The following is a 19,568-nucleotide window of genomic DNA, read 5'->3' on the forward strand; positions in this document are numbered from 1 at the left end:
ATGACCCGCCTGCTCGAATGCGCCTTGGGTGAAACCCGCATTGCCGTCGCACCCGAACTGGGTGGCGCACTCGCCTGGCTACGCTGGAGAGGACATGACATTCTGCGCCCTCTGGACCCGGCAGGAGAACAGCGAGCCAATCTCTGTGGCAGCTATCCGCTCATCCCATGGTCAAACCGTATTGCGAACGGATGCTTCACCTTTAATAAGGTGAAGCATCGGGTAAAACGCAATTTTGGCGACCATCCTCACTCCCTGCATGGCAATGGTTGGCAAACCGCATGGCAGGTATTGCACGCCACGGAACTGGAAATAGTACTAGAACTGCACAGCCCTGCCAGCGAAAGCTGGCCGTGGCCTTATCGCGCTGAGCAACGGTTCAGGCTGTTCCCTGACCGGTTGCGTATTGAATTAACTCTATTCAATAACACCGAGGAAAACGTTCCGGTCGGCCTCGGGTTTCACCCCTTCTTTGCCGATGCCGAACACAGCGAAATACGTTTTGTCTCCTCACGCGTATGGCTAAACGATGAGAATAGCCTGCCTAGCAAAGAAACTGACGTCCCCGAACCATGGTGTTATCACACTTTCAGGCCCCCAATACCGGGATCGGTTGATAACTGTTTTACCGGCTGGCAATCCCCGGCAGAGGTCAGATGGCCGCAAAAACACATTCGCGTGGAAATAGATTCTGCGGCAACCAATGCCATTCTTTTTATTCCCCCACGTGAACGCAATGTCGTGGCAATTGAACCTGTCACGCACATCAATAACGCTATCAACTTACTTCCTGCTAACGACAGCGAACACGCGATGAAAACCCTTAATCCAGGAGCGTCATTAACTCACTGGATGGAATTACGGATGGTCAGCGATGAATAAACCTGAATTGCTTTTCGATTATGTGGGCCATTTACCAGAGTGCCCAACCTGGGCTCATGACGAACAGGCACTGTACTGGACTGACATTCTGGAATGTGAGATCCACCGCTTCCAGCTTCATTCAGGAGAACACAAAGTGTTCTCCTTTAAAGAAGAGCCGGGATGCTTTGCGTTACGTGAGAACGGCGGATTTATTGTGGCGCTCCGGAGCGGTATCTGGCTTACCGACGCGCAAGGTCAACTGGAAACGAAAATCGGCGATAACCCCAATAATCCAGCGTTGGCACGCTTCAATGACGGCGGTGTGGATCCGGTAGGGCGCTTCTGGGCAGGGACCTATTGGGGCCCCCGCGATTACAACGGCGCGCTGCTGTGTCGCGTAGATAACGACCTGCATATGCAAGTGATGCAGTGCGACATTCTGGGCGCCAACGGCCTGGCATTCTCACCAGACTCTCGCTGGATGTATACCAGCGATACACCAAACCATGTGATTTACCGAACACCGCTGAACACGCAGGGAGAGCCAGGGCTACGTCAGGTCTGGAAAACCTTTCCATGCGGAAATGGTCGTCCTGATGGTGCTGCGATGGATAGCGAAGGATGTTACTGGAGCGCGCTTTTCGACGGATGGCGCATTGCCCGTTTCTCTCCTCAGGGGGAAATACTGGAAGAATACGCTCTGCCCGTTCGTTGCCCGACTATGGTCTGCTTCGGTGGTCCGGAAATGAAAACACTGTTTATCACCACCACCCGGGAAAACATGACCACGCAAGAGTGCGCAGCGTACCCCCTCTCTGGCGCAATTTTTACCCTGAACGTTGCCGTCGCTGGCATGCATAAACCCAAATTTAAGGAAATTACACAATGAAAACGATCGGCTTTATCGGGCTTGGCCTAATGGGCGAAGCTATGTCTAAAAATATTGTCGCGAAATTCGATGGTACGGTTTTAGTTTATGACATTAACCAGGATGCGATTAATCGGTTAGTTGTTGCCGGAGCCAAAGCCGCAGCATCAATAGAAGATATTGCGCGTAATGCTGACGTGGTCATCAGTATGGTTCCACGCTCTGAACATGTGCGCGAAGTCTATCAGCAAATGATGCCTTATCTGCATACAGGACAAATCACGATAGATATGTCGACAATTGACCCCTCCGTTTCTGTCGATATTTCGCAACAGGTGAATAAGACTGGCGCGGTAATGCTGGATGCTCCCGTTGTGAAATCTGTCCCCGCTGCCGTTAAGGCGGAGCTGGGAATTTATATTGGCGGAGATAAAGCCGCATGGGAAAAAGTGAAGCCTATCCTCGCCATGATGGGCTGCAATCAAATCTATATGGGTGATAACGGACGCGGTCTGGTGATGAAAATGCTCCATAATGTTCTGGTCGCAGGCATTCAAAATAGTGTCAATGAGATGCTCACCGCAGCAGATCATTACGGTATTAACAAAGCGAATTTCCATCAAGCAATATCCTATGGTGGCGCCACTAATTTCTATCTCGACAGCAAAATTAACAGTTTGATTTCTGAAGATTACAGCACCGCTTTCTCTCTAAAAAATATGTCTAAAGACGTCAACATTATGAAAACGATGCTTATTGAGTCTGGTTTACACCTTCCGGGTGTTAACGTCGTGAAAAATATTTACGATCGTGGATTAGAAACCGGAATCGGCAATGAAGATTTTTGTGCGACATATAAAGTCGTGCGTAACAATGCTAAAAACTAATCAGGAAAATAAAAATGAAAAATAATCTCAATGTAAACTACTATTCCCTTAAAAATAAAGTTGTTGCTATTACCGGTGGCGCCAGTGGCATTGGCGAAGCTTATGTTCGTGCTTTTGTAGAGCAAGGCGCTAAAGTTGCCTTTCTTGATTATGACAAACAGGCCGGTGAAAAACTTGCCATTGAACTTGGGTGCTTATTTTTATTCTGTGATGTCACCAATATTCCTCAATTACAAAACTGTTTCACCACCATCGCTGAAGAATTGGGTAACGTCGAAATTCTCATCAATAATGCCGGCAGTGACGATCACCATACGATTGATGATTTAACTGAAGAGTATTTTAACAACCGCATTAACGTGAATTTACGTCACCATCTCTTTGCAATTCAGTCGGTGATTCCGGCAATGACCCAAAAAGGAACAGGCTGCATTATTAATATGGGTTCGATCAACTGGATGCGAGGACGTCCGGGCCGCGTCTGTTATTCCCTGTCTAAAGCAGCCATTCATGGATTTACTCGTACGCTAGCTCAGGAGTTAGGTCCTCGCGGCATCCGGGTTAATAGCCTTGTTCCGGGCGCGATTCGAACTGCAAAACAGGACGCCATGTGGGCTAAGTTGGATCCTTCTGCCGTGTATCAATTCGTTGAATTGCAGGCACTAAAGTTCCGTCTGGATGGAAGTCACTGCGCACGGTTAGCGCTGTTCCTTGCGTCAGAGGAATCATGCGGTTGTACCGGTCAGGATTTTATTGTTGATGCGGGATTATCACTTAACTAAGAGAATCGTTATGGATTTCTTCACATTATTTACTCCAGATGGCGCCGCGCTCGATACCAGCGCCATGCTGATCGTCATCGCGGTAATGTTTTTATATACCTTTGTGGGAATATGTGCAGGATTTGGCGGCGGTTTAACCTCAATGCCGTTAATTACCATGGTACTACCATTAAAAATGGCAGCGCCAATGTCCGTGATGGTTGGTACGGCAACCGCGCTTTATGCAACATGGTTATCCCGAAAAGAGACAGACTGGAAATCTGCCGCCGTTCTCATTCTTTTTTCGTTTGCTGGTATTCCGGTTGGGCTATATGCTCTCTCATATTTACCCGACCATATTATGAAGATCGGCCTGGGCGGTTTTATTATTATTTACTCGTTCTATAGTCTGTTTATCCCGCGTCTGCCAATTTATGACAAACGTTGGATCGCCGCGCCGATGGGGGCAATTGCTGGTGCGTTAGGTGCCGCATTCTCAACAAACGGACCGCCGGTGGTCATGTATGGAATGCTGCGTAATCTGGGACCGGCGGCATTTCGTGGTACACTCAACGCTTTTTTTACTGCCAATAACATTGCCATTATTGGCGGGTTGGCCACCAGCGGAATTCTGACTATTTCAACCTTTAAGCTGGTGTTATTTTGTATACCCACGATGATTCTTGGTTCCATTGTGGGGCAGTATGTGCACAAGCGTATTTCAGTAAAAATATTCCGCATCATGGTGTTTCTGCTGTTAATCGCTTCCGGTGCTATGTTGATTAAAGGCGCTACGGGAATATCCGCATTGAGCGCGTTGTTACCCGTATTTTCATTACTAATTATTCTACAGCTTATTTTCGGTAAAAAAGTTGCGGCAATCCGCGCAATGGACGAAGCAGCAAAACCCCAATAATAAATTAAGTCAATAACAGAAAAGCCGCTGATTTCAGCGGCTTTTCTGTTATTGATATCTATCAAAACGTCAGTTATCTCTTTTAAATCGCCAGATCGTCTCAATGACCAAAGGTGCACCCGGACAGACAAACTGCGGTGCACGATTAATTTCATTCGGTGCTTGAGTAAGGGGATTAACACAAGTTGCATCGGGCTGTTTATCAAAGACAACCAGACTTTGCGCACTCGATGTCATTGTCATACTCAGCTTACCAGGCCACTGTAATCTGACATTGAGACCGTTATTAAAACCAAAGCAGTCATCCCACGGACCTGATTGTGGAGGGATTTTTTTACCGGTTGGTAGCTCATTGTTTCCAGCCTCTTCCTGCCAATCAGCATCAAAAATTACCTGTAATTGTTCTTGTTCATTCTGCTGGTCGAGTCGTTTTGCAAACCAAGGGTGCCATCCAGCTGATGCAGGGAATGTTTCAGACAAAGTATGAATTTCTAAGCGTAGAATTAGCGCATCGTCTTCAATGGTCAGCGTTTGCAGGACCTCTCCTTGCCATGGCCATGGAGCGCCCAGTGGCATGCGCAGTTTCAAGGTATCCGCTTTATGTTCGACAATTTCCCATGATGAATAACAGGCCATACCATGTAGAGCATGAGGCGGTTTGTTAGCAGGTAATGCGTACTGTTTCTTCCCTACTGTCAACGTTGCATCGCCAAGGCGGCCTGCCCAAGGAACCATAGGAAAGCAGCCATACTGAAATGCTTTACGCTGTGGTTCCCATTGACGTAACACTTCAAAACCAAATGCCTGTAGCGAGGTGATTCTGGCACCATCACGCGGAAAAACTTGCAGACGTAAATGTCCTTTTTCCAGCAAAATAGGTTGACCGATCGGTCCCGGCCAGGCGGCATCAAAAGCACGCTGTAATGCTTGATAATGCTCAGTATTCAATTCATTGTTCATGTTATTGCTCTCTGATATTTCGGTAAGAAGTTAAATGTTATTAGCGTCATTTTTATTGTCTGAATGTGGCTCGATAAGCCAGACGCAAATGAATGAAAGTATTGAGATAACAAACAGAAACAGTGCTACATACCACGGTTTCCCGCCTCCCAGCGCCAACAAGCTGGAGGCAATTAGCGGGCTTAACCCACCCAGAATTGCGGAGAACTGATAGGCAAATGAAAGACCCGTATAACGCACTCGTGTTCCGAACATACGAGTAAATAAGGTGGGCTGTACTGCAAACATCATCGTTGGCCCCAGGTTATAGCCAAGAATCATGCAGCACCAGATGATAAGTGTGCTTTTCGTATCCAGCAGCAGGAAGAATGGGAATGCAAAAAGGATGCAAAAACCAGCGCCAAATAAATACATCTTCCGTTGCCCAACGCGGTCAGAGATCCAACCAATTAATGGACAACATACAATGCCAATTGCTGAGGCGATTAGCATGCCGTTGAGTGGAATATCCCTTGATAATGCCAACTGGCTGGAAATATAGACAATACCAAAGGCATTAATGATGTTCGACGAAACGCTCTCCGCCAGCCTGGCCCCTAGCGCCAACAGAATGTTACGTGGATGCTTACGGAAAAGTTCAATCAACGGTGGTGCTGATTGTTCCTGTGAGACAGCCGTTTTTTGTTTTTTAAAATCCAGTGTTTCTTCAGTATGTAATCGTATGAACATCCCAACAATTAACATGATGGCAGAGAGCCAAAAAGGGATACGCCATCCCCAGGCCAGAAACTCTTCCTGGGTCAGGAAGTGATTGCATAATGCAAACACCCCTGTCGCCAGCATAATCCCAACCGAGGCTGCCGTTTGTGGGAGCGAACCTAAAAACCCGCGCTTCGCCTCAGGCGCAGATTCAATAGTCATCAATGCAGCCCCGCCATATTCCCCACCCAGACCGAACCCCTGCACCAGACGAAGAACCATCAATATAATCGGGGCCCAGATACCAATGTCCTTGTATGTTGGTATGAAGCCGATTAAAAACGTTGAGGAACCAACTATCGCTAACGTCCAAATCAACGTTATTTTGCGACCGACTTTATCGCCAAAATGGCCAAAAACAATGCCCCCTAGCGGACGTGATAGAAAACCCACACCAAAGGTCGCGAATGCGGCGATTAAACCAATAAAAGGATCGCTATCAGGGAAAAACAGGGGAGCAAAGACTAGCCCTGCTGCCGTTCCGAAAATAAAAAAATCGTACCATTCCATCAACGCGCCAGCGAAACTGCCCATGACAACGCGTCTCATGGCTTTGCCGGATAGCTCTTTCCCTGGTACATGTTCTATTTCAGCCATACTTTTCCTCTCCGGGTCGGCGAGAAATCTGCGCAATAAAATCACTAAAAAAGCAGCGGATATACGAAAAAGCGCGTCGACATGTTGCGACGCGCTTGCTTGTTATTTATCCAGCTCAGCCAGTACCTCAGCGTCTTCAGCGTCAACGTTTGCACCAAGTGGTTCCCACTTAATCAACACGCATGTCAAGAAGCCGAGAAAAGGAACAATTGCCAGCCAATAGAACGCTTCTGTCTTTAATGCACCCCACAACATTGGCCAGAAAATAAGTCCGGCAATCGCCCCAGTACGCATAATTGCACGAGCAAATCCTACGCCTGTCGGGCGAATAGATGGCGGATAAGAAAGTGTGGCAATGGTCATTCCCAGGCCGCCCGGGCCCGCTGAATGGAAGAAAATGATCGCGCCCAACAAACCTAAAGAAAGCCATGGGTTGGTGGTTGCTAATGCACCTAAAGCAAGTAATGCAACCGTTACGACGGCGAAACCACACATCGACTGAAGGCGAGTTCCCAAACGCTGGAGGATAAGTGAACCAATCAATCCACCTGTAATGCCACACAGGGCATTCACTACCGCAGAACCGCTAAGTGCCCCGGTTAATCCACCGCTCAGTATTCCCGCCAAAGTCAGCGGTAAATAAACGCCCACGGCGTTGTATTGCCAGGCTTGCATCGTCGCCACAACGCAGCCGAGAATGGTACGTTTGCGATAACGTGAGTTAAATAAAATCCCATACCCGCCATGAAACTTACTTTCTGTTTTTTCAGCAGAAATATCATCGCTTTTTGACTTGGCAGCAACGCGAGCATGAACACCATAGCGTTTAGCCAGAATATCGCAGGCTTTATCATAACGTCCGACTCGTGCGGCCCACATTGCGGATTCGCCAATGAAGAAATAGCGTAGGATCATGATAATGATGGCAAAAATAGCACCAATGAAAATACCATAGCGCCATAATTGCTCTTCTGCGATACCCGACAACAGCAGTGGAAGCAGCACAAGATAGACGACCGTAGTTGATACATACCAGGCCATTTGCCAGAGATTAACCGATGAACCGGTTTTCTTAGATGTTGAGCCGCGTAGTTCTGCCACCGCATTTGTTGCCAGCGGGAAATCAATACCCAAGCCAAATCCCATGATTACGCGACACACCAGCACCCACCAGATGTTCGGGGCTATCGCGACAGCTGCGGCACCTATTGTGCACAGGCCCATTCCGATGATAAATGCACGCTTTTGACCAAAGCGGTTAATCACACGGTTCGCCAGCAATCCACCAATCAGAGCGGCAACTAAAACAGAGGCGTTAACCGTCGCCGCTAGCCCCGGCGAAATACCAAATTGCAATGCAATATATTTATTACCAAACCCCACCATCGCCGCCTGATAGGCATCAATTAGAATGCCGCCAAGAGCGATAAAAATGACGCCGACACTGGTGTTTACTGCTGAATGTTTATTAACAATATCAATCACGTCCTGGGGACGACCGATCGAGTAAGGTGTAGGACTGGTGATGTGACTCATCGCAGCATCCTTTTTCATTGTTGTAGGATGGCGCTACCCTTAAGCAGCGCCAGACAGAGGGTTACAGCATCAAACCTCAGCAAATTGCAGCATGACTTTTATAGAGTCATTTTGCTGCGCACGTTCAAACGCCTTATCCGCATCTTCGACAGGGAAGAGATCGGTCACCAGTTCGCTGGTGTCAAACCGCCCATCCGCAAGCCATTCAATCACGGCATCGAAGTCTTCCGGAATATACATGCCGGAATTCAACAAATCGCGTTCGAAGCGCTGCATCATCGGAAGAGGAATTTCACGTGGGCCACTCGGTACCCCCATGCACACTACCGTTCCGCCAGCATAAACGTGGGTAAATGCATCATTCAGCGTGGTCTGGGCAGCAACAACATCAATTGCCCCCGTAAAACGGACCTGTGCATCCAATTCCCCCGGAGCCCAGACTTCCGTGGCACCTAGCTTTAACGACAACGCGCGCTTAGCGGCATCAGGTTCGATGACGGTGATCTTTCCCGCGCCCATGATGCGCAATGCTTGAACGATGGATAAGCCAATTGTCCCTGCACCAATCACTAGTACACTTTCCAATGACGCTTTCGGCATACGGCTCACGCAATGACGCGCGCAGGCTGCTGGCTCAGCGAAAGCCAGTGCTTTTAGTGGTAACGAAGCAGGTGCAACATGGCAGTTTCGTGCAGGTACAATGTGCTGCGAGCGGGCAAAACCCGGCGCCCGAAAGCCAGCAACCTGTGGCGGCTCACACAGATTAAAGCGACCCGCTTTACAAGCACGACACTCCATGCAGGCCATTATTGGGTCGACTACGACATGATCGCCCAGCTTAACATTCGTCACTTCACTGCCCACTTCAGTTACGCGTGCCGCAATTTCATGTCCAGGCACAACCGGAGGTTTTGCGAATGGGTGCCCTCCCTTCAGTACATGCAGATCAGAGCCACATATTCCGTAAAACACCGGAGCAATGCGGACTTCTTGCGGTTTAAGTTCCTGGTGCGGCAGCTCAACATATTGGGTGGTCACCTTCCCAATATCAGAAAATAGAACTTGGGTAATCTTATCCATGGTTCTTCTCCAGATTCGTTAAAATGGGTGATTAACGCTGAGAAATCCCTTCATCGACGATTTCTGCCAGGCGTTGTAAGCGTGGAACCGACACATCACGCAACATTGTTTGCGGATCTTGAGCACCAACAACCGATGCCCAAACGGCACGCCCTGCCAGGAATCCGGAAGCTCCCCCCTTCATGGCGATACGGACCGCGCGGCCAAAAATATCCGCATCAACACCAGAAGAGAGAATGACCCACGGCATTTTCATTTGCTCATGCAACTTTTGACACGCAGCAAGTAGGGTCTGTTCATCACCTTTGCCGCCTAATGGCATTTCAGCTTTATAGAGGTCAGCATCGGTGCAGCCGAGTTCAGCCGCTGCGGCAACGATGGCGCTTTCCCGGTCAAATTCCCAACCATGACGAGGGGGTCGGACAACCGGCTCAATGATGCTGACCAACCCTGCGCTACGGCAGCGTTGAACAAACTCAGCCACCATAGCCAAACGTTCTTCTGCAGGTTCATCTTCACGCCACAGCACCAACAACTTCATGGCTTTCGCACCCATTTCGCGGGCTTTATGCGGATCAATCGCTCTATCAATTTCGACACTATCAACTGGAATACCATTACCCGGAACAAAATGGTCAGCCGCCACAATCAGTCCACATGAATCAGCGACTGCACCTTGAGAGACAATCTGATCGAGACAAAATTGTTTATCTGCCAGAACCGCTGAAGCGTAGGGAGACAGAATTTGTGTTGCTGCAACTTTAAAATCAGTCAATACGCTGTCGGCAACCGGTTTAGGATATCCAGACGCTGCAAACATCAGGCGCATTGCTTCACGCTGATCAACGGCCAGCATGGCAAATCCACCGCCAGGGCGAGAAATATCTTTCAGCGTGTATGGGGTATTGTGGGAAGACATAATAACTCCTGTAACTGTTTAAAATTTATAGTGAATCTGGTCGGCCAGCCTGCTGACGAACCTGAGATAACAACGCACTCCAGTCCTGACGGCCTCGACCGTTCTCGCTGGCACGGGTGTAATAGGTTTCTGCTGCAATGCCCATATTGAGCGGCGCACCGGTCTGACTAGCGACATCGACGGCAATACGCAGGTCTTTCAACGCGAGGTCCACCATGAATGCCGGAGAAAGATCTCCTTTAAGTACCTTGCCAGGCCAGGTTGTCGTAAAGTGCCCCTTACCTGCGGCAGTACCGCTCATGACCTTAATGGCCACATCAAGGCTCAAACCCAATGATTCGCAAAGTACAGCGGCTTCCGCTGACAAGGCGTTCAGCGCAATACTCATATAGTTATTGATGAGCTTTACACGGATCCCCATACCGGGACCGCCAGCTTCCACCAGTTCATTTCCCATACACATCAGCACAGGGCGAGCGCGTTCAACCTGTTCAGGCGTTCCACCAGCAAGAATCAGCAGCGTGCCGTCAATCGCGTTAACTGACGTTCTGCCCACGGGGGCATCCATCATGCTGATGCCTTTCTCTCTCATCTCATGAATCAATGCATCGGTCTGCAATGGATGAATCGTGGACATGTCAATAACCAATGCATTGGGGGACAGGCCTTCGCTGACGCCATCTTTACCCAGCAGAACTTGCCGAACGATGTCGCCATTTGGCAGCATAGTGATAATGAATTCAGCATCTTTAGCGGCTTCAGCAGGGGTTTGAGCAGCAGTCGCACCTTTTTGTACTAATTCATTGACTGCCTGTTGGTTTACGTCGAACACACGCAAAGCATGTCCCTTTTGCAATAGATTATTAGCCATTGGGCTGCCCATCTGGCCCAAGCCCAAAAATGCAACGGTTGTCATGAATGCTCTCCTGTCTCAGGTTGACAAAATAATTACAATTAAAAATTAGTTTTCGTCTGTTTTTGAGCATATTTGTAATTTATGACTAAAAACAAGACACATGTCACTAATTTGATCATTTATGTCATTAAAATGAACAAAAGAAGACAAGATCACACAGGAATAAACAAATATGACCAGAATTGCTTGTATTGGAATCACCGTTCAGGACCGTATTTATTCTTTAAACGACCTGCCCAATGGCGGGGGTAAATATCAATCTAATCAATACCTTGAAACAGGTGGCGGCCCAGCCGCAACAGCGGCTGTCGCCATTGCCCGGCTCGGTATTGACGTTGATTTTATAGGTCGCGTAGGCGATGACAGTTGCGGGAATACTTTGCTTAACGAACTTCAGGTCTGGGGGGTTAATACCGAGTTTTGTCGGCAATACCCGAATTCCCGTTCATCTCAGTCCGCAATATTGGTCGATCAGCACGGAGAACGCATCATCGTGAACTATCCAAGCCCAGATCTTGGTACAGATGCTCAGTGGTTGGAGTCGATTGATTTTTCTCGATATGACATCGTTCTGGCCGATGTACGTTGGCATGAAGGGACGTTGAAATCCTTCGAGCTGGCACGTGCCGCAGGTGTCCCAACACTGCTGGATGCCGATATGACTCCACAAGACATAACCCCATTGGTAGCACTTGCCGACCATGCAGTTTTTTCAACCCCAGGTCTGAAGAGAATGACAGGGCAGAATGATGCACAACTGGCACTTAAACTGGCCTCTAAGCATACCAATGGTAAAGTGTACGTTACGCTTGGTAGTGAAGGATCACTATGGATTGAAAATGGGCAAACGTGCCAACAAACTGCATTTTCTGTCAATGTTGTGGATACAACTGGGGCAGGCGATGTTTTCCACGGTGCTATGGCGGCAGCTCTCGCAGAGAAAATGTCTACTGATCAAGCTATCCGTTTCGCAAGTGCTGTGGCGGCGATGAAATGCACTCAGGCAGGCGGACGAGCCGGAATTCCTAATCGTGCGCAAACCGAATCATTTTTGTCACTTTATGCGTAAAATAGCCGACAATTACGGGGAAGAGGTCCAGGAGTATTCATGAGCATCATTGAAGTCACCGGTAATCCGCGTCACGATCAACTTGTTCATTACATTTCAGAACGCGGCTATATGAATATTGAAGAGCTCGCACAATTGCTGGATGTTTCCACACAAACCGTGCGCCGAGATATTCGTAAGTTGAGTGAACAGGGTCTGATCACCCGACACCATGGTGGAGCCGGACGTGTATCCAGCATCATGAATACCGCCTTCGAACAGCGAGAGTTGTCCCTCATTCAGGAAAAAGAAGCGATAGCGGAGGCTGTTGCTGATTATCTTCCTGAACGCTGCACGGTTTTTATTACCATTGGTACTACGGTAGAAGCCGTCGCACGAGCTTTGCTGAACCGCCGGGACCTACGCATAATTACTAACAGTCTTCGTGTTGCGCAGATCTTATATAAGAATCAAGATCTTGAGGTCATGGTGCCCGGTGGAACGTTACGTGCTCATAATGGCGGTATTGTTGGTCCAGGAGCAGTGAACTTTATTGAAGGATTCAGAGCCGACTATTTGATTACCAGTATTGGTGCCATTGAGGAAGACGGCACACTATTGGAATTTGACGTTAACGAAGCGCTTGTCGCCAAAACGATGATTAAGCATGCACGTAATACGCTGTTAGTTGCTGATCATACTAAGTTTACCGCCTCAGCCGCTGTATCCATCGGTAATATGCGTAAAATTCGGGCATTTTTTACCGATTCCCAACCACCAAATTCATTCAAGCAATTGCTTGATTTAGAAAATATTGAGCTAGTCATTGCAGAGCAGGAAACAACCTGATCTTTTAGATAAAAAAAGCCGCTGAAATCAGCGGCTTTTTTATGCTTACCTGAGAAAGAGCGTTAATTACTCTTCTTTCGCGCCACGCATTGCACGGCGACGGTCGTTTTCAGTCAGGTGACGCTTACGGATACGGATAGAGGTTGGGGTAACTTCTACCAGTTCGTCGTCATCGATGAATTCCAGAGCCTGCTCCAGAGTCATCTTAACCGGCGGAACCAGAACCGTTGCTTCGTCAGTACCGGACGCACGCATGTTGGTCAGTTTCTTACCGGTCAGGCAGTTTACAGTCAGGTCGTTAGAGCGGCTGTGAATACCGATGATCTGGCCTTCGTAAACTTCAGCACCGTGACCCAGGAACAGCTTACCGCGGTCCTGCAGGCTGAACAGTGCGAACGCAACTGCTTTACCCTGGCCATTGGAGATCAGTACGCCGTTCTGACGCTGACCCACATCACCCGCGCGAACATCGTCGTAGTGGCTGAAGGTGGAGTACAGCAGACCGGTACCGGAAGTCATGGTCATGAATTCTGAACGGAAGCCGATCAGACCACGGCTTGGGATCACGTAGTCAAGACGTACGCGGCCTTTGCCATCTGGATTCATGTTTTTCAGGTCGCCTTTACGCTCACCCAGAGCCTGCATGACAGAACCCTGATGCTGCTCTTCTACGTCCAGCGTTACGTTTTCGAACGGCTCTTGTTTACGGCCGTCGATTTCGCGGAAGATTACTTTCGGACGGGAAACCGCCATTTCGAAACCTTCACGACGCATGTTCTCGATAAGAACAGACAGGTGCAGCTCACCACGACCGGATACACGGAACGCATCCGCATCTTCGGTTTCTTCGACGCGCAGCGCAACGTTGTGCACCAGCTCTTTGTTCAGGCGGTCAAGGATCTGACGAGAGGTAACATATTTACCTTCTTTACCACAGAACGGGGAGGTGTTTACGCAGAAGAACATGGTTACGGTCGGTTCATCAACGGACAGAGCCGGCAGCGCTTCGACGTTCTGCGGGTCGCAGATGGTGTCGGAGATGTTCAGTTCGCCCAAACCGGTGATCGCGATGATATCGCCCGCTTCGGCAATATCACTCTCGATACGTTCCAGACCCAGATGGGTCAGAACTTTACCGACTTTACCGTTACGGGTTTTGCCTTCGCTATCAATGATAGTGATCTGCTGGTTCGGTTTAACTTTACCGCGTTTGATACGGCCGATGCCGATTACGCCAACGTAGTTGTTGTAGTCCAGCTGAGAGATTTGCATCTGCAGCGGGCCATCAAGGTCTACGCTTGGAGCCGGAACACGATCAACGATGGTCTGATACAGCGGAGTCATGTCTTCAGCCATATCTTCGTGATCCAGACCTGCGATACCGTTCAGCGCGGAAGCGTAAACGATCGGGAAGTCCAGCTGCTCGTCGGTAGCGTCGAGGTTAACGAACAGGTCAAATACCTGATCAACAACCCAGTCAGGACGCGCGCCAGGGCGGTCAACTTTGTTGATAACAACAATTGGCTTCAGGCCATGGGCAAAGGCTTTTTTGGTCACGAAGCGCGTCTGCGGCATCGGACCATCCATTGCATCCACCACCAGCAGCACGGAGTCGACCATGGACATTACACGTTCAACTTCACCACCGAAGTCGGCGTGCCCTGGGGTATCAACGATGTTGATACGGTAGTCATTCCATTTGATAGCGGTGTTTTTAGCGAGGATGGTAATCCCACGCTCTTTCTCCAAATCGTTGGAGTCCATCACGCGCTCTTGGGTTTCAGCACGTGCATCGAACGTACCGGATTGTTGGAGCAGCTTGTCTACCAGGGTCGTTTTACCATGGTCTACGTGCGCGATGATGGCGATGTTACGCAAATTTTCGATCACAACTTTGCCTCAGGCATTTTAGAAATAGCGCGTTATTGTACACGGATTAATCGCAGTACAAAACAGGATCACAAACATCCTCCGCAAACAAGTATTGCAGAGTTTCTTTGTGATCACATTCACGGAGCGTTAAAAGGGGTAATCTGACATGCTTTGCACCAATATGGTGCTTAATGTTCACATTAAAGCACTATAATGGTGCAATACAACCTTCATGGTGCAGCCCCTTTGCACGATAGTGCGCATGATAACGCCTTTTAGGGGCAATTTAAAAGTTGGCACAGATTTCGCTTTATATTTTTTACGGCGACACGGCCAATTTTTTGCAGAATTGAAGACTTCGTTACCACGACGACCATGACCAATCCGGGAGAGTAAGTATGTCCGCTGAACACGTTTTGACGATGCTGAACGAACACGAAGTGAAGTTTGTTGATTTACGCTTCACAGATACCAAAGGTAAAGAACAGCACGTCACTATTCCTGCTCATCAGGTAAATGCCGAATTCTTTGAAGAAGGCAAAATGTTTGACGGCTCCTCAATCGGTGGCTGGAAAGGCATTAACGAATCAGACATGGTTCTGATGCCAGATGCGTCTACTGCACTCATCGACCCGTTCTATGAAGAGTCCACCCTGATCATCCGTTGCGATATCTTGGAGCCAGGTACGCTGCAGGGCTACGACCGCGACCCGCGCTCCATCGCTAAACGCGCTGAAGAGTATCTGCGTTCTACCGGCATCGCAGACACCGTTCTGTTCGGGCCTGAGCCAGAGTTCTTCCTGTTTGACGACATCCGTTTCGGCGCGTCCATTTCCGGTTCCCACGTGGCTATCGATGACATCGAAGGCGCATGGAACTCCTCCACCAAATACGAAGGTGGTAACAAAGGTCACCGTCCTGGCGTGAAAGGCGGTTACTTCCCGGTTCCTCCGGTAGATTCTTCTCAGGACATCCGTTCTACCATGTGTCTGATCATGGAAGAAATGGGCCTGGTTGTTGAAGCGCATCACCACGAAGTGGCGACCGCAGGTCAGAACGAAATCGCGACCCGCTTTAACACCATGACCAAAAAAGCGGACGAAATTCAGATCTACAAATATGTGGTTCACAACGTCGCTCACCGTTTCGGTAAAACCGCGACCTTTATGCCAAAACCTATGTTTGGCGATAACGGTTCCGGTATGCACTGCCACATGTCTCTGTCCAAGAACGGCGTAAACCTGTTCTCTGGCGACAAATATGCGGGTCTGTCTGAGCAGGCGCTGTTCTACATCGGCGGCGTAATCAAACACGCTAAAGCGATCAACGCCCTGGCTAACCCAACCACCAACTCTTACAAGCGTCTGGTCCCAGGCTACGAAGCGCCGGTAATGCTGGCTTACTCTGCCCGTAACCGTTCTGCTTCTATCCGTATTCCGGTAGTGGCTTCTCCGAAAGCGCGTCGTATCGAAGTGCGTTTCCCGGACCCGGCTGCTAACCCGTACCTGTGCTTCGCAGCACTGCTGATGGCTGGCCTTGACGGTATTAAGAACAAGATCCACCCAGGCGAAGCCATGGACAAAAACCTGTACGACCTGCCGCCGGAAGAAGCGAAAGAGATCCCACAGGTTGCTGGTTCTCTGGAAGAAGCACTGAAAGAACTGGATCTGGACCGTGAGTTCCTGACTGCAGGCGGCGTGTTCACCAATGAAGCGATCGATGCGTACATTACGCTGCGTCGCGAAGAAGATGACCGCGTGCGTATGACTCCGCACCCGGTAGAGTTTGAGCTGTACTACAGCGTTTAATTAGTACCAATACTCCGTAGATTTCTTGTTGCGACCCACGCGGCTGTAGCAAGAAAAATATAGAGTCTTTAAGTTGCCGTGGAACTTTTAGCCCATCCCAGGATGGGCTTTTTTCTCCACTAACAACCTGCTTCCTCGCGCTTTTTTGATGTAAAAAGCTATAATGCACTAAATTGGTGCAACACTTTTCAGGAGACTGCTGAATGGCAACCGGCACGCTGCCCGATGCTGGGCAGATCCTCAATTCTTTAATCAACAGCATCTTACTCGTCGACGATGAGCTGGCGGTACATTACGCCAACCCGGCGGCACAACAGCTGCTCGCCCAAAGCTCCCGCAAACTGTTTGGTACCCCACTTCCCGATCTGTTGAGTTATTTCTCCTTAAACATCGGGCTGATGCGAGAGAGCCTGGATGCAGGCCAGGGCTTTACGGATAACGAAGTGACGCTGGTGATAGATAGCCACTCACATATCCTCTCTGTGACCGCTCAGAGGCTGCCTGATGGCCTTATCCTGCTGGAGATGGCGCCAATGGATAACCAGCGCCGTCTGAGCCAGGAACAGCTCCAGCACGCCCAGCAGATTGCTGCCCGCGATCTGGTGCGTGGCCTGGCGCACGAAATTAAAAACCCGCTGGGTGGATTACGCGGCGCGGCGCAACTGCTCAGTAAAGCGCTTCCGGACCCGGCGCTGACCGAATATACCAAAGTCATTATTGAGCAGGCCGACCGCCTGCGTAATCTGGTCGACCGTCTGCTGGGACCACAACAGCCGGGAATGCACGTCACAGAAAGTATTCACAAAGTGGCGGAGCGCGTGGTAGCGCTGGTCTCGATGGAGCTGCCGGAAAACGTCACGCTGATTCGTGATTACGACCCGAGTCTGCCTGAATTACTGCACGACCCGGACCAGATCGAGCAGGTTTTGCTGAACATCGTGCGCAATGCTTTGCAGGCGCTGGGACCGGAAGGCGGCGAAATTATTCTGCGTACCCGCACCGCATTTCAGCTCACGCTGCACGGTATGCGTTATCGTCTGGCGGCGCGGATTGATGTTGAGGATAACGGCCCGGGAATTCCCTCGCATTTGCAGGACACGCTGTTCTACCCAATGGTCAGCGGTCGCGAAGGCGGTACCGGCCTTGGATTATCCATCGCCCGTAATTTGATTGATCAACATTCCGGCAAAATTGAATTTACCAGTTGGCCGGGTCATACCGAGTTCTCGGTTTACCTGCCTATCAGGAAATAAAGGTGACGTTTATGCAACGAGGAATAGTCTGGGTAGTTGATGACGATAGTTCCATCCGTTGGGTGCTTGAACGTGCGCTCGCAGGGGCAGGACTAAGCTGCACTACATTTGAGAGTGGTAAAGAGGTACTGGACGCGCTGGCCAGCAAAACGCCGGACGTACTGCTGTCGGATATCCGCATGCCGGGCATGGACGGCCTGACGCTGTTAAAACAGATCAAACAGCGGCATCCGATGCTTCCGGTCATCATAATGACCGCACACTCCGATCTGGATGCTGCCGTCAGCGCCTACCAGCAAGGGGCGTTTGATTATCTGCCCAAACCTTTTGATATTGATGAAGCCGTGGCGCTGGTCGAACGCGCCATCAGCCATTATCAGGAACAGCAGCAGCCGCGTAATATTCAAATCAACGGCCCAACAACCGACATCATCGGCGAAGCACCGGCAATGCAAGACGTCTTTCGCATTATTGGTCGCCTGTCCCGTTCTTCAATCAGCGTATTGATTAACGGAGAGTCCGGGACCGGTAAAGAGCTGGTCGCCCATGCGTTGCACCGTCATAGCCCGCGCGTCAAAGCACCGTTTATCGCGCTGAACATGGCTGCTATTCCGAAAGATTTGATCGAGTCTGAGCTGTTTGGCCATGAAAAAGGGGCGTTTACCGGGGCGAATACGATTCGTCAGGGGCGCTTTGAACAGGCAGACGGCGGCACGCTGTTCCTCGATGAAATTGGCGATATGCCGCTGGACGTGCAGACACGTTTATTGCGCGTATTAGCCGATGGACAGTTTTACCGCGTTGGCGGTTATGCGCCTGTGAAGGTGGACGTACGTATTATCGCCGCCACGCACCAGAACCTGGAACTGCGGGTGCAGGAAGGCAAATTCCGTGAGGACTTATTCCATCGCCTGAACGTCATCCGGGTGCATCTGCCGCCACTGCGCGAACGTCGGGAAGATATCCCACGCCTGGCGCGTCATTTCCTGCAGGAGGCCGCCCGCGAACTGGGAGTAGAAGCCAAACAATTACACACTGAAACCGAGGCGGCGCTCACCCGTCTGTCATGGCCGGGAAACGTGCGTCAGCTTGAGAATACCTGTCGCTGGTTAACCGTAATGGCCGCCGGACAGGAAGTACTCATTCAGGACTTACCGACCGAACTGTTTGAAACCACCGTGCCTGACGCGCCGTCCAATATGCAGCCAGACAGCTGGGCAACCCTGTTGGCACAGTGGGCAGATCGGGCATTACGTTCCGGTCATCAAAACCTGCTTTCTGAGGCTCAACCTGAAATGGAGCGCACGCTGTTGACCACCGCGCTACGTCATACCCAGGGGCACAAACAGGAAGCCGCACGCCTGCTCGGTTGGGGCCGTAATACCTTGACGCGTAAGTTAAAAGAACTCGGAATGGAGTGACGATCGGTCACTGTGTAAAGATTGATAATTGAGCGCAAATTGCTGCTATTTTGCGCTTTACTGTTCCGATGAGTTAAGTATGATCGTGCCCGGCAAACGGGGGGAAGTCATCATGCTGGAATCAATGATAAATCTGCTATCGAGCGGTGCGGTTGAAAGCCATACGCCACAAACTGCGGTTGCCGCCGTGCTGTGTGCGGCGCTGGTTGGGCTGTTCAGCTAGCGGGTTTGTCGGGTGGCGCTTCGCTTACCCG

General features: G+C 49.9%; 18 protein-coding genes. 11 read left to right on the plus strand and 7 right to left on the minus strand.

The window, feature by feature from the left end; genetic code table 11:
• From HV334_RS24140 to HV334_RS24160, 5 genes are read left to right on the plus strand one after another with little or no spacing between them, the layout of a single operon-like run.
• The gene (locus HV334_RS24140; protein WP_181220993.1) at positions 1–882 is read left to right on the plus strand and encodes an aldose 1-epimerase; all 882 of its coding nucleotides are present in this window, start codon (positions 1–3) and stop codon (positions 880–882) included.
• Entirely contained in the window at positions 875–1,753 is an 879-nt protein-coding gene (locus HV334_RS24145) for an SMP-30/gluconolactonase/LRE family protein (protein WP_109017840.1), read from the plus strand. Before HV334_RS24140 ends, HV334_RS24145 begins: the two co-directional genes overlap by 8 nt.
• Entirely contained in the window at positions 1,750–2,619 is an 870-nt protein-coding gene (locus HV334_RS24150) for an NAD(P)-dependent oxidoreductase (protein WP_181220994.1), read from the plus strand. Before HV334_RS24145 ends, HV334_RS24150 begins: the two co-directional genes overlap by 4 nt.
• 14 nt (positions 2,620–2,633) lie before the next feature.
• Positions 2,634–3,401 (plus strand): SDR family oxidoreductase, encoded by a 768-nt coding sequence (locus HV334_RS24155; RefSeq protein ID WP_181220995.1) that lies wholly within the window; start codon positions 2,634–2,636, stop codon positions 3,399–3,401.
• 10 nt (positions 3,402–3,411) lie between these two features.
• Complete coding sequence (locus HV334_RS24160; RefSeq protein WP_047357790.1) at positions 3,412–4,296, plus strand: sulfite exporter TauE/SafE family protein; 885 nt, start codon at positions 3,412–3,414, stop codon at positions 4,294–4,296.
• Positions 4,297–4,365: 69 nt separating this feature from the next.
• Here HV334_RS24160 and HV334_RS24165 read toward each other — a convergent pair whose 3' ends face one another.
• The 6 genes from HV334_RS24165 to yihU form a co-directional block, all read right to left on the minus strand.
• Positions 4,366–5,256: an aldose 1-epimerase gene (locus tag HV334_RS24165; protein WP_181220996.1), complete on the minus strand. Its 891-nt coding sequence runs from the start codon at positions 5,254–5,256 to the stop codon at positions 4,366–4,368.
• 30 nt (positions 5,257–5,286) lie between these two features.
• Positions 5,287–6,612: an MFS transporter gene (locus HV334_RS24170; RefSeq protein WP_016157871.1), complete on the minus strand. Its 1,326-nt coding sequence runs from the start codon at positions 6,610–6,612 to the stop codon at positions 5,287–5,289.
• A gap of 102 nt (positions 6,613–6,714) precedes the next feature.
• A complete protein-coding gene (locus tag HV334_RS24175; RefSeq protein ID WP_181220997.1) occupies positions 6,715–8,148 on the minus strand; it encodes an MFS transporter in 1,434 nt (477 codons plus the stop codon).
• A 69-nt stretch (positions 8,149–8,217) separates the two neighbouring features.
• Complete coding sequence (locus HV334_RS24180; protein WP_016157869.1) at positions 8,218–9,228, minus strand: alcohol dehydrogenase catalytic domain-containing protein; 1,011 nt, start codon at positions 9,226–9,228, stop codon at positions 8,218–8,220.
• Between the two features lie 31 nt (positions 9,229–9,259).
• Positions 9,260–10,147: an aldolase gene (locus tag HV334_RS24185; protein ID WP_151223074.1), complete on the minus strand. Its 888-nt coding sequence runs from the start codon at positions 10,145–10,147 to the stop codon at positions 9,260–9,262.
• Positions 10,148–10,172: 25 nt separating this feature from the next.
• On the minus strand, positions 10,173–11,063 hold the full coding sequence (gene yihU / locus HV334_RS24190; protein ID WP_016157867.1) for a sulfolactaldehyde 3-reductase: 891 nt from the start codon (positions 11,061–11,063) through the stop codon (positions 10,173–10,175).
• 172 nt (positions 11,064–11,235) lie between these two features.
• On the opposite strand from yihU, the gene HV334_RS24195 reads away from it, so the two are divergent.
• Both HV334_RS24195 and HV334_RS24200 read left to right on the plus strand, forming a co-directional pair.
• On the plus strand, positions 11,236–12,132 hold the full coding sequence (locus HV334_RS24195; protein WP_016157866.1) for a sugar kinase: 897 nt from the start codon (positions 11,236–11,238) through the stop codon (positions 12,130–12,132).
• 39 nt (positions 12,133–12,171) lie between these two features.
• Positions 12,172–12,960: a DeoR/GlpR family DNA-binding transcription regulator gene (locus tag HV334_RS24200; RefSeq protein ID WP_016157865.1), complete on the plus strand. Its 789-nt coding sequence runs from the start codon at positions 12,172–12,174 to the stop codon at positions 12,958–12,960.
• A gap of 66 nt (positions 12,961–13,026) precedes the next feature.
• Here the strand turns inward: HV334_RS24200 and typA are convergent, their stop codons facing one another.
• Complete coding sequence (gene typA, locus HV334_RS24205) at positions 13,027–14,850, minus strand: ribosome-dependent GTPase TypA (protein WP_008786988.1); 1,824 nt, start codon at positions 14,848–14,850, stop codon at positions 13,027–13,029.
• Positions 14,851–15,230: 380 nt separating this feature from the next.
• Here typA and glnA point away from each other — a divergent pair, with 380 nt between their 5' ends.
• The 4 genes from glnA to HV334_RS24225 all read left to right on the plus strand — a co-directional run bounded on the left by glnA (position 15,231) and on the right by HV334_RS24225 (position 19,537).
• Positions 15,231–16,640: a glutamate--ammonia ligase gene (gene glnA / locus HV334_RS24210; RefSeq protein WP_003028638.1), complete on the plus strand. Its 1,410-nt coding sequence runs from the start codon at positions 15,231–15,233 to the stop codon at positions 16,638–16,640.
• A 203-nt stretch (positions 16,641–16,843) separates the two neighbouring features.
• Positions 16,844–17,893, plus strand: coding sequence for a nitrogen regulation protein NR(II) (glnL, locus tag HV334_RS24215; protein ID WP_047497478.1), 1,050 nt, complete (start codon positions 16,844–16,846; stop codon positions 17,891–17,893).
• An 11-nt stretch (positions 17,894–17,904) separates the two neighbouring features.
• A complete protein-coding gene (gene glnG, locus HV334_RS24220; protein WP_047499072.1) occupies positions 17,905–19,314 on the plus strand; it encodes a nitrogen regulation protein NR(I) in 1,410 nt (469 codons plus the stop codon).
• A gap of 112 nt (positions 19,315–19,426) precedes the next feature.
• Positions 19,427–19,537, plus strand: coding sequence for a YshB family small membrane protein (locus HV334_RS24225; protein ID WP_003028631.1), 111 nt, complete (start codon positions 19,427–19,429; stop codon positions 19,535–19,537).
• Positions 19,538–19,568: the final 31 nt, after the last annotated feature.

Source organism: Citrobacter sp. RHBSTW-00944, assembly GCF_013615435.1.
Taxonomy (GTDB): domain Bacteria; phylum Pseudomonadota; class Gammaproteobacteria; order Enterobacterales; family Enterobacteriaceae; genus Citrobacter; species Citrobacter braakii.

Bases quoted from the DNA above. Each gene is read 5' to 3' on its own strand.
- HV334_RS24140 (WP_181220993.1), top strand. From the start codon at position 1: ATGACCCGCCTGCTCGAATGCGCCTTGGGTGAAACCCGCATTGCCGTC.
- HV334_RS24145 (WP_109017840.1), top strand. From the start codon at position 875: ATGAATAAACCTGAATTGCTTTTCGATTATGTGGGCCATTTACCAGAG.
- HV334_RS24150 (WP_181220994.1), top strand. From the start codon at position 1,750: ATGAAAACGATCGGCTTTATCGGGCTTGGCCTAATGGGCGAAGCTATG.
- HV334_RS24155 (WP_181220995.1), top strand. From the start codon at position 2,634: ATGAAAAATAATCTCAATGTAAACTACTATTCCCTTAAAAATAAAGTT.
- HV334_RS24160 (WP_047357790.1), top strand. From the start codon at position 3,412: ATGGATTTCTTCACATTATTTACTCCAGATGGCGCCGCGCTCGATACC.
- HV334_RS24165 (WP_181220996.1), bottom strand. From the start codon at position 5,256: ATGAACAATGAATTGAATACTGAGCATTATCAAGCATTACAGCGTGCT.
- HV334_RS24170 (WP_016157871.1), bottom strand. From the start codon at position 6,612: ATGGCTGAAATAGAACATGTACCAGGGAAAGAGCTATCCGGCAAAGCC.
- HV334_RS24175 (WP_181220997.1), bottom strand. From the start codon at position 8,148: ATGAGTCACATCACCAGTCCTACACCTTACTCGATCGGTCGTCCCCAG.
- HV334_RS24180 (WP_016157869.1), bottom strand. From the start codon at position 9,228: ATGGATAAGATTACCCAAGTTCTATTTTCTGATATTGGGAAGGTGACC.
- HV334_RS24185 (WP_151223074.1), bottom strand. From the start codon at position 10,147: ATGTCTTCCCACAATACCCCATACACGCTGAAAGATATTTCTCGCCCT.
- yihU (WP_016157867.1), bottom strand. From the start codon at position 11,063: ATGACAACCGTTGCATTTTTGGGCTTGGGCCAGATGGGCAGCCCAATG.
- HV334_RS24195 (WP_016157866.1), top strand. From the start codon at position 11,236: ATGACCAGAATTGCTTGTATTGGAATCACCGTTCAGGACCGTATTTAT.
- HV334_RS24200 (WP_016157865.1), top strand. From the start codon at position 12,172: ATGAGCATCATTGAAGTCACCGGTAATCCGCGTCACGATCAACTTGTT.
- glnA (WP_003028638.1), top strand. From the start codon at position 15,231: ATGTCCGCTGAACACGTTTTGACGATGCTGAACGAACACGAAGTGAAG.
- glnL (WP_047497478.1), top strand. From the start codon at position 16,844: ATGGCAACCGGCACGCTGCCCGATGCTGGGCAGATCCTCAATTCTTTA.
- glnG (WP_047499072.1), top strand. From the start codon at position 17,905: ATGCAACGAGGAATAGTCTGGGTAGTTGATGACGATAGTTCCATCCGT.
- HV334_RS24225 (WP_003028631.1), top strand. From the start codon at position 19,427: ATGCTGGAATCAATGATAAATCTGCTATCGAGCGGTGCGGTTGAAAGC.